A 13322-nucleotide genomic window follows, 5' to 3' on the forward strand; every position below is an offset into this window, starting at 1 on the left:
CATGAAGGATCATACGATGACTGAGGTTTCACTCTGGCTGAGCCGCACAATCTTTGCGGCAAGCATCGTCTCCGCGACGGGCAGCGCCTGCGCTCAGGGCACCGTTCCGGAGCCGCTTCCCTCCTCAACCCAGCCCGGCGTTAGCATCCAGGTCGATCTCAACCAGACCGTCGGTCCTTATAAGCCTATCTATAGCTGGTTCGGCTATGACGAGGCCAACTACACCACCATGCGTCACGGCAGAGAGCTGCTCAAGCAGCTGCACGATCTCAGCCCGGTTCCCGTCTATATCCGGGCGCATCATCTGCTCACCTCGGGTGACGGCAAGGCCGAGCTCAAATTCAGCTCCACCAATGTCTATAGCGAAGACGCGAGCGGCAAGCCGATTTATAACTTCACGATCCTGGATGGCATCTTCGACGCCTATAAGTCGGCGGGCGTGCGTCCCATGGTCGAACTTGGCTTCATGCCCAAGGACCTCGCCGCCGATCTTCCCAACCGACACGAGCCCTACCAGGTCCACTATCCCAAATCCGCCATCTCCGGAAAATCCAATAACCCGCCCAAAGACTATAAAAAGTGGGGCGAGCTTGCACGCGTCGTCACCGCGCACTTCGTCCAGCGCTATGGCAAAGACGAGGTTCTCAAGTGGTACTTTGAGGTCTGGAACGAGCCCGACATCGACTACTGGCATACCAGCCCCGAGGAGTACTGGAAGCTCTACGACTACGCAGCAGCAGGCGTAAAGTCAGCGCTTCCCGGAGCAAAGGTGGGCGGCCCCGCCAGCACCAGCCCCGGCCGTGAGAAGGCCAACCTCTTCCTCAAGAACTTCCTCGGGCACGTAAACTCCGGCAAGAGCGCCGCAACCGGAGGCACCGTTCCCATGGACTTCATCTCCTTTCACGCCAAAGGCTTTCCGAAGATCGAAGCAGGAAAGGTCACCATGGGCATCAACCGCGAGCTCAACGACGCCGACAAGGGTTTCGCTCTCGTCGCCAGTTTCCCAAAGTTCAAGCGCCTGCCCATCATCATTAGCGAGGCGGATCCTGAGGGCTGTGCCGCCTGCTCCTCCAAAGTCAATCCGGCCAATAACTATCGCAACGGCACTCTCTACCCGGCCTACACCGCCGCAGCCTTTAAAGCCCTCTTCGAGCTGCAGGACCGCCACGCAGTCGACCTACTCTCGATGCTGAGCTGGTCCTTCGAGTTCGAAGACAAGGATTACTTCGAAGGCTTTCGTTCCCTCGCCACCAACGGCGTCGACAAGCCCGTCCTCAACGTCTTCCGCATGTTCGGCATGATGGCCGGTGACCGCGTCAAGACCACCAGCACCGGAGCCGTTCCACTCGACACGCTCGTTAACACCGGCGTTCGCGAGTCTCCGGATATCGATGCCTTTGCTACCCATACCGGCAAAGAGGCCGCAGTCCTCCTCTGGAACTATCACGACGTCAATCAGCCCGCCCAGGCCGCGCCTACTACTGTCACCATCGGTAGCATCCCGGCCGGAGTACATCGCGTACTCCTCCAGCACTTCCGCATCGACGACACCCACAGCAACGCCTATACCGTGTGGCAGCACATGGGCTCGCCCCAGCACCCCAGCTCGCAGCAGTACGCTGAGCTACAGGCAGCAGGACAGCTTCAGCTTCTTACCTCCCCCGTCTGGCTCGACGTCATCAACGGCCAGGTAAAAGTCGCAACCGAAATTCCTCGCGAAGGGATCTCCCTATTGCAGCTGAAGTGGTAGTTCGGAGCCGACCATGAATTCCTCTGGCGTCTCCTCGGGCAAGTTCTCCAGCGGCGGTGTAGACCGCCGCTGGTACTCTGTCGCGCTCGTCACCGTCGCCATTGCAATCAGCTACTTCGATCGCCAGACGCTACCCGTGGCCATCGCCGCGATCCAGCACAACATTCCTCTCTCCGACCAGCAGTTCTCCTATCTTCAGACTGCCTTCCTGCTCTCCTATGCCGCGCTCTACATTGGCGGCGGTCGGCTGCTCGACCGTCTGGGCACCCGAAGGGGTTTCCTCATCATCATGCTCTGGTGGTCCGTCGCCTGCGCACTGCACGGCCTCGCTTCTGGCTTTATGCTTCTGCTCGCCGCCCGCTTCCTCCTCGGCATGGGCGAAGGAGGAGCCTTTCCGGCCGCCGTTCGCGTCGTAGCTGAGTGGATTCCTGCCGAGCAGCGCTCCACCGCCGTCGGGATCATCAACGCTGGAACCGCTGTCGGCTCCGTCCTTGCGCCCCCCCTCATAGGCTTCATCATTCTTCACCGTGGGTGGCGTGCCGTCTTCTTCGCAGCCGGTGCGATCGGTATCGTCTGGGTGGTTTGGTGGGCCGCATCCTACCGCAACAACGACCTCACACTCTCGGCCAACACCCTCGACGCGCGACTTCTAGCCTATCGGCTCAGCCTCCGCGAATTGCTGGCTTTTCGCAGCGTTCAAACCATCGTCTTCGCCAAGTTCATGAGCGACTCCGCCTGGTACTTTCTTCTCTTCTGGCTTCCCAAGTACCTCTACGATGCGCGGCACTTCGATATCAAGCAGGTCAGCTACTATGCCTGGATCCCCTACGCCGCCTCCGGTGTAGGCAGCTTCCTTGGCGGCCTGCTTTCCAGCTCCCTGCTCCGTCGGGGGCACTCGCTCGACAAGGCCCGCAAGATCGCCCTTGGCCTAAGCGCTATATTTATGCCCGTGGTCATGCTGGTGCCGCTGGTTCCGGTGCAACTGGCCATCCTGCTCTTTAGCATCGCCTTCTTCTGCCAGCAGTCCTGGTCGGGTCTTATCATGACCCTTCCGGCGGATATCTTTCCGCTCTCCGCCGTCGGCACCGTCTCCGGACTTGTCGGCTTTGGGGGAGCCATCGGGGGAGCCATCTTCGGCATCGTCGCCGGATATCTTCTCGGCCATGGCTTCGGTTACGGGACACTCTTCGTCCTGGTTGGAACCTTTCACATCATCGGCTTCCTCGCCATCCTCTTGTTCGGCGGTAGGATTCAACCACTTCGCAGTCACGATTTCCAAGAGATAGAGAGCAACATATGAAGATCACAGAAGTTCGCACCCGCGTCGTTCAGTGGGAAGGCAAGACCGTTCCGCTCCCACCGCATTTTTGCACCAACCCGATGGATCTCGTGAGCTATCGAGCAGCATCCATGGGTAACTTCGCCTTCCACGGCTGGGTGCTGGTCGAGATCTTCACGGACTCCGGTCACGTCGGTCTCGGCAACGCCGCGCTGTCTCCCGTCGTCACAAAGTCTCTCATCGACACCTATCTCAAGCCCGTCCTGCTCGGCGCCGACCCTTGGGACATCGAGTTCCTGTGGCAGCAGATGTATCGCCGCACCATGGCGTTTGGGCGTAAGGGAGTTGCCTTGACCGCCATCTCTGCGGTGGACATCGCCCTATGGGATCTCCTCGGTAAGGACGCGAAGCAGCCTGTCTACCGCCTTCTCGGAGGACGTACGAAGGAGCGCATCCCCGTCTATGCCAGCCGCCTCTATGCCATGCCCATCGATGAGCTTCGTGCAGAGGCCCAGCGCTACAAAGACGAGGGCTACAAGGCCATGAAGCTCCGCTTCGGCTGGGGTCCCCTGGATGGCCGCGAGGGCATGATGAAGAACGTCGAACTCGTTCGCAATGTGCGCGAGGTTATCGGCGACGGCATCGACCTGATGACCGACGCCTACATGGGCTGGACTCTCGACTATGCCAAACGCATGCTTCCGCTTATCGAGCCCTTCGGAATACGCTGGCTCGAGGAGCCCGTCATCCCCGATGATACCCGTGGCTATAAGGAGCTCAAGAGCTACGGCCGCGTCCCCATCGCCGGCGGCGAGCACGAGTTCACCATCTTCGGCTTTCGCGAGCTGCTCGAGAACAATGCGCTCGATTACATCCAGTTCGATACCAACCGCGTCGGCGGCATCAGCCAGGCGCGCAAGATTACAGCGCTCGCCGAATCCTTCCAGGTTCCCGTCGTCCCGCACGCCGGGCAGATGCACAACTATCACGTCACAATGGCCAGCCTCAATGCTCCCATCTCGGAGTTCTTCCCCAAGGTCGACGTCGAAGTCGGCAATGAACTCTTCTGGTACATCTTCGACGGCGAGCCCGTCCCGAGCGACGGCTACATCGATCTCGACGAGAACACTCCCGGACTCGGTCTTACCGTCAACGAGGAATCTCTCAAACGCTTCACGGTGATTGGATAAGGAGTCCACAATGCCCGCGCATCTCGTGCAAATTACCGATGGCTTCTCCCGTCGCATCGCTCTCGTTGAGGAGCCGCACTTACGCTGCCTCACAGGCGTCTCCAGCGTCTACGAGCTAGCTCAGAAATGCCTTACGGCCTCGGAGCCGATGTCTGACAAGGCCCGCTCGCTCGCCACAGGAGAGACCCTCTCTTACGACGACGTCTACTCCGGCCGTTCCTCCTGGCGTCTGCTTCCTCCCATTGACGTCCCCGGAGAGCCTTCTCGCCTGCTCGTAGCCGGCACCGGCCTCACCCACCTCGGCAGCGCCCGTCAACGCCAGGCCATGCACCTCGCGGAGAAAAAGGCCGAACCCGAAGAAGAGGCTGCCCTCACCGATTCCATGCGCATTTTCCGCTGGGGCGTCGAAGGCGGACGCCCGGCTGAAGGCGTAATCGGCATCGCGCCGGAGTGGTTCTACAAGGGCGATGGCACCGTCCTCCGAGCTCCCTTCGAGCCGCTCGATATACCTTCGCATGCCGAGGACGGAGGCGAAGAGGCCGAGCTGGCCGGCATCTACCTGATCGCGGAAGATGGTACGCCCTTCCGCATCGGCATCGCCCAGGGCAATGAGTTCTCCGATCACAAATTCGAAAAGCGCAATTACCTCAACCTCGCCGGCTCCAAGCTCCGCGCCTGCAGCCTCGGTCCCGAGCTCGTGGTCGGCGCAGCCTTCGGCGATATCTCCGGCGAGGTCCGTATCGCGCGCGGAGGTAAGACCCTTTGGCGCAAGTCCATCGCCAGCGGCGAGCACAATATGTGTCACAGCCTCGCTAACCTCGAACATCATCACTTCAAGTTCGCCGGCCACCGTCAGCCCAGCAGCGTCCACGTCCACTTCTACGGAGCCGACGCACTCTCCTTCGGTGATGGCGTTGTCCTCAAAGAGGGCGATATTGCCGAAGTCCGTTTCGAGGGTTTCGGCCGCGCCCTGCAGAACCCCGTCCGCGAAGAGGTAAAGGCGAGCCAACCCGTTCGGGTGCGCTCGCTCGACTGACGCGAAAAAAGGAGAACTCATGGAAAAAATATCCGTCGCATTACTTGGCCTTGGCACAATGGGCAGCGGGATGGCCGCTAACCTCTTAAATGCTGGTTTTCCGGTTACCGTTTACAACCGCACCGCAACTCGTTCCGCGCCCTTCGCTGCACAGGGCGCCAGGGTCGCTTACACCCCTGCGGAATCTGCCAAAGGAGCGAAACTCATTCTCACGATGCTCTCGGACGACAACGCCTCACGCGAGACCTGGACCGGACCGAACGGTGCGCTTGCGGCAGCCGAACCCGGCGCCGTTCTGGTTGAGTCCAGCACCGTCAGTCCAGACTGGATCTCCGAGCTCGCACAGCTGGCCGAGGGCAGGGGCCTAGAGCTTCTCGACGCTCCCGTGACCGGAAGCCGGACTCAGGCTGAAGCTGGCCAGCTTAAATTTCTGGTCGGAGGCGCCGCTCAGGCACTCGCGAAGGTCACCCCCGCGCTCGAGGCCATGAGTCAGGAGATCATCCACCTCGGTCCTGTCACCAGTGGCGCAAAGATGAAGCTCCTGAACAACTTTCTGTGTGGTGTCCAGGTCGCTTCCCTCGCGGAGGGCATGGTCTGGCTTGAGCACAGCGGTCTGGACCGGGAAAAAGCCTTGGACGTCCTGAAGACCGGAGCTCCTGGAAGCCCCCTGCTCTCGAACATATCCGCCCGGATGACGAGTGGAGAGAACACGGTTAATTTCCTCCTGAGTCTGATGGCCAAGGATCTCTCCTACGCTCACTCTGCCGCCGCGCAGAGCGGTGTCGAGCTTACGACCGCCACCAACGCCAAAGAACTTTTCGACCGTGCCGCGGCTGCCGGATATTCCGACAAAGATATGTCTGCCGTGGTTGAGGTCCTTCGCCACCCCGCCCGGTCTTAACCTTTCGCCACAGGAGCGCCATGTACCGCAGCCCATTTTCCGTACGCTTCACTGCAACGAAGCACTGTCTGTTCAGCCTGACGCTCCTCGCCGGTTCGGCCGCCGCACTCGCACAGCCCGCAGCACGGCCGGTTTATCTTGATCCTTCAAAGCCCACGGACAAGCGCGTGGCTGACCTGATTGGCCGCCTCACCCTTGAAGAGAAGGCGGCGCAGCTCAATCACCTGAATAACGGCATTCCCCGCCTCAATATTCCTATGTGGGGCGGCTGGAACCAGACTCTTCACGGTGTCTGGTCCAAGGAGCCCACCACTCTCTTCCCTGCGACCATCGCTATGGGAGCGACCTGGGACCCCGCTCTCGTTCATACCATCGCCGATGCCATGTCGGACGAGGCCCGAGCCCTCTATAACAGAGGAGCCGAAGGGCCGCGTTCCCGCCACGGTCTTGTCTACCGCTCGCCAGTCATCAACCTCGTCCGCGATCCCCGCTGGGGCCGCATCCAGGAGGTCTTCAGCGAGGATACCTTCCTCACCGGGCAGATGGGCGTGGCCTATGTTCGCGGCCTACAGGGTGACGATCCCAATCATCTGAAGCTTGCCGCCACGATCAAGCACTACGCTGTCTATAACGTGGAGAACGGTCGCCAACACCTCAATGCCGAGGTCGACGACCGCAACCTGATGGAGTACTGGCTGGCCCAGTGGAAGACCGTCGTCACCCAGGCCCATCCTCAATCGCTGATGTCCTCCTATAACGCCGTAAACGGCACGCCGGACGCCGTCAACCATCGCCTTCTCACCGATATTCTTCGCGGTCAGTGGGGCTTCGACGGTTTCGTGACGGACGACCTCGGAGCTGTTGCCCTACTCACCGGCAGTCGCAAAGGGTCCACAGAGACGGGCCTACGCCTCACAGAGGATCCCGTTGAGGCCACCGCTCTTGCTATCAAGGCAGGTAACGACTCCGACGATACCGAGTTCGAGACCAACATCCCGCTCGCAGTGCAGCGCGGCCTGCTCACGACTGGCGACGTCGATCGCGCCCTCGCTCGAGTTCTGCGCGTCGGCTTCCGCCTGAATGTATTCGATCCTCCTGGCACTAGTCCCTACAGCAGAATTCCAACTTCCGTAGTTCGCTCGCCGCAGCATCTCGAACTCGCGCTCAAGACAGCGGAAGAGTCTATCACTCTCCTCAGCAATCGCAACAACTTCCTTCCGCTCAAACAAGAGCAGATCCACTCCGTCGCAGTGATCGGCCCGGCCGGGGACGACGAGTACGAGACCGGAAACTACTATGGCAAGCCTGCACGCAAGGTTGGCCCGTTGACCGGACTCCGCGATCTGCTCGGTACCGGTGTACAGGTGCAGTACGAGAAGGGAGTAGGTTTTACCGACGCCGTCGATCCCGCTGCCATCGCCCGCGCCGCCGACCTCGCCCGCAAGTCCGATGTCGCTCTTCTCTTCCTCGGGACCAACCTACACGTCGAGGCCGAAGGTCGCGACCGCCGCAATCTCGATCTTCCCGGAGCACAGGAGCAGCTTCTCGAAGCCGTCTATGCTGCTAATCCAAAGACCGTTCTCGTCCTGATGAACGCCGGCCCACTCGCCGTCACCTGGGCGAACGATCATCTGCCCGCCATCCTTGACGCATGGTATCCGGGCGAAGCGGGAGGCATTGCCATCGCTCGCGCACTCTTCGGCAAAGACAATCCCGGCGGCCATCTCCCCTATACGGTCTACGCCAGCCTGGACGGTGTCCCTCCGCAAAATGAATACGATATCTCGAAGGGATATACCTACCTCTACTTCAAGGGTGTTCCCCTCTATGCTTTTGGCCATGGCCTCAGCTATACCCGTTTCGACTACAGCCACCTGAAGCTCTCCGCCACTACCGGCGCGGCCGCCGACACCATTCAGGTCTCCTTCGACCTCAAGAACGTCGGCGACCGCGAAGGCTCAGACGTGGCCCAGCTTTATACCCATCAGCAGCAGAGCAGCACCTATCAGCCCATCCAGAGTCTCCGCGCCTTTGAGCGCGTCACTCTCCAGCCCGGCGAGAGCAAACACATTCAGTTCGATCTACCAATCTCCGTGCTCGCCTTTTACGATATTCAGTCCAAAGCATTTCGCGTCGAGCCGGGCGTCTTTGACGTCATGATTGGCACGGCATCGAACGACATCCGCCTCCGCTCCCATGTCGACGTAGCAGTGCAGTAAACAATGTATTCGCGGGCCAGGGGCCGAAAGTGCGGAGTCAGAGCTCATGGCAGGAGACGAGTTCGACTGAGAGAGGTGAACCGACCATCATAGTAAGCATAGGCGAACCCTTTCGATTGTTTTCAGGCCTGATGAAATCAGTAGGGAACTTGCTGCCTTTGAGTCGATAGAAGATGTCGACCACAAGGAACTGAATCGCCACTATTTTGCTGGGCGAACAGATCAACTCAACCTCAGAGGCAGATCTGGACACATGATCGCCGCGTTTCGACGCTCGTTGGTACCGTGAAACGCGCCTCTCGGAAGTAATCTGTCGCTCGACCTATGCTGGCTGAATGATTCGGGAACAGCAATGACCCCCTCATGATTGAAAGGGCCATTCCTGTTTTGAGTGTCGCGTGCTCCGGATTTAGCCGCCGAGGGTCATTTGTCCGAGAAGCCGACTAATGAGATGGTCCGCCGCTTGATTGACCTATTTGGGAAGGTTGATCGTGGTGGCAGTTCTAATAAGAAGGATCATAAATATGCATATAGTTTCGGTTGGCATCGATCTTGGCAAGACGACGTTTCACCTGGTAGCGCTGGGTGTAGCCGGCAAGGTGCTGGTGCGGAAGAAGTTCACACAACGACAGCTGCTGAACGTACGCCGCCAACATGCAGACGTCGCTGATCGGGTGCATACATCCGTGCCTTCGGTGATGAACTTGCATCCCTTGAACTCGGGGCGCCGACGACCAGCTCAGGCGCAATCATTCCACGCAGTACAGCTCCTACCCGGATCTTGACTGGGCCCGATTGCGGAAGGAGGCCCCTGGGCAGTATGAATCGTACGTTGACCTAGAGCCCGGTGTCTGGACGAAGTACAAGCTCGAAATGGAAGGGAACAAGGCGCGGCTCTACGTGAACGGAGCCCAGCGACCTTGCCTTATAGTCAACGATCTGAAGCTCACGCCCCAGCGAGGCGGCGTTGCATTGTGGATAGAGCTTTCCACTGAGGGTTATTTCGCTAATCTAAAGATCAGAACGAAGTAGTTGTGCTGAGAAATGTGTCCGTCACAGCCCGCGGAGAGCCTACGATTCAAAACCCCGTATGTAGGGGGTATTCGGCGGTCGCGGTCCCGCTTCAAAGAGCGGTCCGTGTCTCGAGTGATATTTCATGTTCATGAACGGCGTCTCGACACGGCGTCCGACGGCAGAGTAACGACCGTTCTCCCAGTTTGAATCCATGTAGTGGTTTACAATCCCGGTTGACAGAAGCAGCCGCTCCGCATTGAACGGTTCCTTTCCGGTCAGCATCATCTCGGTGATCCAGTGCTCGTGGGCGTTCGCAGCATGGTACTGCGAGATGGGGCCGGGCCAGCCAAGCATTGAGACGATCGTCGGGTCTTTCTGTCCTTCGATTTCGCCAGCGTAGGTCCAGCCCACACCCACGCCTGAAATGACCGCCGCATTGGTCCCGTCGTTGTATTCCACGATGCAGACGTTCGGGTTCCGGCCTTCCTGAAAGTGTCCCTGCTTCAAGTCGAAATTCTTCCGCACTGCTTCGAGCAGATTGCTGGCCCACGAAGTGCGTTCGACCCACTTCCACGTCTCAGACCCGCGAATGGACTGCACAGACTTCACACCCGTCTCACCACCCTTGCGGCGATCGTGAAATGCCTGCAGCACGTCGACACAATGGAAAATGGCTCCCTCATCCGGCGAGCTTCCGACGACGATTGAGTTCTTTATCGGCGTATCGGGAGCGAGCTCGATCTCGGGCTTGCGGAAGTAGGCCGGGATGGAGGATCCGCCGGTGAGGGGAAAGTTCAGCTCACGGGATTTATCGAACATCCACTTGGCATCGTCCCAGTTGTAGGAAAGGTGCTTGTCGTTAAACACCGGTACCGAACGTTTGCTCTGCTCGAAGACCCGGATCACCTGCTGATAGATCCACCAACGCGGAAGAAGCCAGTGTCCCTTGAGATCGGTTGGATAGTTCCCGTGTTCGCAGACGATGACAACACCATCCACCGCAAGTTCCTTGCCGCCCAGCGTAACGGCTTCACCTACTGTTTTATAGATCGGAATGTTTTTCGCTTTGCATACTTTCTGAGCCAGCAGACTTGTATCCAGCTGATGGACGTAAACGGACACCACGTCCACCCGCGATGGGGTGTGGGCTCCCTTCCACCAATAACCGTCTATCAGCTTATTGACGATCCAGTCCGCATGTGAAGTCGGGAGACCCCAAAAGCTGACGAGGCAGGCGATCCGAGGCCGTTTTTGCGCAGTCTGCGCAACAGCAATGGGTACGACACCGGTCAAGGCGGTCAAACCGACCATACCGGTTATTGCCAATATTTCACGCCGGGTGAATAGGCAGTTCGACTCCATGGTTTCGGTGATCGGGGATGAGTCTGCCCCCTTGGCTGCAATTTCAATTTGCTTCTTTTCCATAATGGTCATTTAATTCTGTTGGTTATATGTTTATTTTCTTACATCCGATGCAGCAACACATTGGGTACGCCGCGATGACGCCGGAAACGCGATCGTTGGGAATGCGACGATCTTTCTCATCGAACTTTCGCTTTCAGATCGCCGCAGTTTCGTCACGCTCCGAGGGGCGGCCCCGGCCATATAGCCGTCGATGTAATTCACATCTTGTCGCGTCCTAAGCACACTACCACAGCTGCCTTTGTCAAAGCCTCTCTTAGATTCTTCATACTAATACATGTAGATGCTTCAGGACGCACAGCCTTGGTGTCAGTGGGTCTCTAAACTACACCATAATGATCGGCCTTGAGAGCCTTTGGTTCCGATCACACTCAGAGCGTTGAGAAATTTCTTTCGGCGCGTGAGTACAAGCTGAAAGTTCTCGCAGTACTCTTTCGAACTTCAGATCAAGGTATATACAATGTGATCCTTAATCGCGCGAGGCATTTAGCAGGATCTCGCGTGCATCGTCTAACATGTTTGGAAACAAATCTCGAGCCACAAGCGTCATTCCCAATCTCCCATTCAAGGTGAGCACTGACACTTTTTGCAGAGGCGCGGTGACCGAAGGGCTACCAGTAAAAAGATTGTCGATTTTGAGGTTTCCGTATAGTGTGCGCACTTTGTATCCTGCATAGTTAGTTACCATCAACTCGTGCATCAACGGTCCATTAATAACAGAAAAGTACAGATCATTCGGATTATGTTCTTCCGCGACCATCGAAGATAGCGCACCCATCAGTTGTCGAGCCCCAACAATACCATGAGTCGCCAACATATCTTTTTTTACTGTTCTTGCCATACTCCAAAATGAGGCTCCTTCTCGAATCGGCACAGAACCACTATGTGCTCCAATCAATAAGCCTGGTGCACCGGGGATATTTAGCGCCTTTCGCATGTCAATGGGAGACATGCAGCGTATTGGCTCTACATTCCACTTTTCGCAATAACGCTGTCCCGCTAAGGCTAGTGCGACAATTAGCGCCGTATGTACCGTAGTTCCTTCTTTTTTTGCGCGCTCCACTAAGGCCGACGTCTCTTCTACACTGAGTTGCAGGCGTTGCACACGGACCGGGGCGAGCTCAAGTTCACTCTTCGCCACCTTTAGTCTTCCGCCTATGTTCTTTGCATACTCGATAGGTGCTGGTAACCAAGCAGTTGCGCCAGACCAGGCTGTACCTCGAGAGGTTTGCCTAGCTCTTCCCCTGCGACATGAGCGAGCAAATCCTGAACTAGAAGCAGGTGAGACTTTCCATCTAAGCTGCTGTGATGTGTTGTAAATATGATCACCGAGCGATCTGGAGCGTGAAAGAGTGTTGCCCTCGTGAGAGGGCCGCTTCCGTCGCCAAAGGATTTCTCCAACTCAATTTCCATTTCTTGTTCGAGCACCATGGAGCCGGGAAGTGGAGAGAGCCGAAAAGGCATCGAGGCCCCCTCTACCCTTTCAAAGAATGGACGCTTACCGGGGATCTTCCTTATTGATGCTGATAAAAGGGGGTAACGAGTTTGCACAGCCTCCATTGCTTCCCACCATTGCTCAACCGTTGTGGGACCAATCACATCGACGACAACGGAATGGGACATATTAGCGCTTTGCGCAATAAGCCAAAAGAACTCTTCAAACGAATCGAGATCGCGAAGTTTGGTTGTATTTGCGAACTGAAGCTGGTCGTCTTGGGAGACAAATATTGGGGATATAGGCAAAGCACACCTCTCTATTTAGCCTGATTCCGACATCAAAGCAAACGAGCGCGGGAATCATTACCTAAAAGCTCCTAAGGAGCTTGAATCTGGCAAATTGCAACTTCTGCATTTGTGGTTTGGCAGATGTCGCCCGATAGCACTACCTGCATTCCATCATGCTGACCATGCGGAACACCGGTGCGCACAAAACATCTATCCATCTCTGCCTGATAAATGTGCACGCATGAATAACAGGGAGCGTTTCTTTTTACTCCATATGCTTCCAGCCACCGCATGAATTAGCTGCGCTACTCGTGTGTCGAGGAACGCACGGAATAAATACGTTGTCTTCCGTGTTATCTATGCGTGCACATTCATTATGCGGAGATGGATAGATGTCCGTGCACGTGCTGGCTTCCTCGATCAGTGCGAATGGAAGGCATTGGTCCCGCATCACCGACATCTGCATAGGCAATAGGCAGAGGTCGCTATCCAGGCTCCCGCGCCAGTCGCATTGGCGTCGAGATAGCGCAAGAAAAGAGGCATCCTGTGTCTATATCTCCGACTTTTGTTTCCCCCGTTAACCAGGTTCAACTTGCAAACTCAACGAAACTTCGAATACCAGTTGGTTCCCGGACGGGGTGGCGCTCCGCGATGTGGAATAGAATGGCCGCCGCATTATCCGACTTTGTTCCGAAAAAACGCCTTCTGTTCAACATACTGTCCGCGGTAGTTTCCTCATCGACCGTGGTCAGATTGGCGCTCTATCTAATGTCTCTCTAGGCTGTC

At 57.3% G+C, this 13322-nt stretch carries 9 protein-coding genes and 1 pseudogene; 7 read left to right on the forward strand and 3 right to left on the reverse strand.

The window, feature by feature from the left end; translation table 11 throughout:
- Positions 1 to 16: 16 nt before the first annotated feature.
- The 7 genes and pseudogenes from AC5S26_RS00090 to AC5S26_RS00120 all read left to right on the forward strand — a co-directional run.
- Complete coding sequence (locus AC5S26_RS00090; RefSeq protein ID WP_494182806.1) at positions 17 to 1750, forward strand: GH39 family glycosyl hydrolase; 1734 nt, start codon at positions 17 to 19, stop codon at positions 1748 to 1750.
- 13 nt (positions 1751 to 1763) lie between these two features.
- Positions 1764 to 3050 (forward strand): MFS transporter, encoded by a 1287-nt coding sequence (locus AC5S26_RS00095; protein ID WP_494182807.1) that lies wholly within the window; start codon positions 1764 to 1766, stop codon positions 3048 to 3050.
- Positions 3047 to 4219 (forward strand): L-rhamnonate dehydratase, encoded by a 1173-nt coding sequence (locus AC5S26_RS00100; protein ID WP_494182808.1) that lies wholly within the window; start codon positions 3047 to 3049, stop codon positions 4217 to 4219. The genes AC5S26_RS00095 and AC5S26_RS00100 overlap by 4 nt, the downstream gene beginning before the upstream one ends.
- Positions 4220 to 4229: 10 nt before the next feature.
- A complete protein-coding gene (araD1, locus tag AC5S26_RS00105) occupies positions 4230 to 5255 on the forward strand; it encodes an AraD1 family protein (RefSeq protein WP_494182809.1) in 1026 nt (341 codons plus the stop codon).
- Positions 5256 to 5274: 19 nt separating this feature from the next.
- Positions 5275 to 6156, forward strand: coding sequence for an NAD(P)-dependent oxidoreductase (locus tag AC5S26_RS00110; protein WP_494182810.1), 882 nt, complete (start codon positions 5275 to 5277; stop codon positions 6154 to 6156).
- A gap of 20 nt (positions 6157 to 6176) precedes the next feature.
- The gene (locus AC5S26_RS00115) at positions 6177 to 8375 is read left to right on the forward strand and encodes a glycoside hydrolase family 3 C-terminal domain-containing protein (protein WP_494182811.1); all 2199 of its coding nucleotides are present in this window, start codon (positions 6177 to 6179) and stop codon (positions 8373 to 8375) included.
- A 524-nt stretch (positions 8376 to 8899) separates the two neighbouring features.
- Positions 8900 to 9050, forward strand: a pseudogene (locus AC5S26_RS00120) (IS110 family transposase); the annotation flags it as partial.
- Positions 9051 to 9446: 396 nt separating this feature from the next.
- Here the strand turns inward: AC5S26_RS00120 and AC5S26_RS00125 are convergent.
- The 3 genes from AC5S26_RS00125 to AC5S26_RS00135 all read right to left on the reverse strand — a co-directional run bounded on the left by AC5S26_RS00125 (position 9447) and on the right by AC5S26_RS00135 (position 12554).
- Positions 9447 to 10823 carry a hypothetical protein gene (locus AC5S26_RS00125; protein ID WP_494182812.1) on the reverse strand — a complete coding sequence of 459 codons (1377 nt, stop codon included), beginning with the start codon at positions 10821 to 10823 and terminating at the stop codon, positions 9447 to 9449.
- Positions 10824 to 11280: 457 nt separating this feature from the next.
- A complete protein-coding gene (locus tag AC5S26_RS00130) occupies positions 11281 to 11952 on the reverse strand; it encodes a phthiocerol/phthiodiolone dimycocerosyl transferase family protein (RefSeq protein ID WP_494182813.1) in 672 nt (223 codons plus the stop codon).
- Between the two features lie 14 nt (positions 11953 to 11966).
- Positions 11967 to 12554 (reverse strand): hypothetical protein, encoded by a 588-nt coding sequence (locus AC5S26_RS00135; RefSeq protein WP_494182814.1) that lies wholly within the window; start codon positions 12552 to 12554, stop codon positions 11967 to 11969.
- Between the last annotated feature and the right edge of the window lie 768 nt (positions 12555 to 13322).

The sequence above is a fragment of the Edaphobacter sp. FHG110511_03 genome (genome assembly GCF_059115365.1).

What these genes read in the sequence shown, in the direction of transcription:
- AC5S26_RS00090 (WP_494182806.1), top strand. Translation starts at nt 17, where the DNA reads ATGACTGAGGTTTCACTCTGGCTGAGCCGCACAATCTTTGCGGCAAGC.
- AC5S26_RS00095 (WP_494182807.1), top strand. Translation starts at nt 1,764, where the DNA reads ATGAATTCCTCTGGCGTCTCCTCGGGCAAGTTCTCCAGCGGCGGTGTA.
- AC5S26_RS00100 (WP_494182808.1), top strand. Translation starts at nt 3,047, where the DNA reads ATGAAGATCACAGAAGTTCGCACCCGCGTCGTTCAGTGGGAAGGCAAG.
- araD1 (WP_494182809.1), top strand. Translation starts at nt 4,230, where the DNA reads ATGCCCGCGCATCTCGTGCAAATTACCGATGGCTTCTCCCGTCGCATC.
- AC5S26_RS00110 (WP_494182810.1), top strand. Translation starts at nt 5,275, where the DNA reads ATGGAAAAAATATCCGTCGCATTACTTGGCCTTGGCACAATGGGCAGC.
- AC5S26_RS00115 (WP_494182811.1), top strand. Translation starts at nt 6,177, where the DNA reads ATGTACCGCAGCCCATTTTCCGTACGCTTCACTGCAACGAAGCACTGT.
- AC5S26_RS00125 (WP_494182812.1), bottom strand. Translation starts at nt 10,823, where the DNA reads ATGACCATTATGGAAAAGAAGCAAATTGAAATTGCAGCCAAGGGGGCA.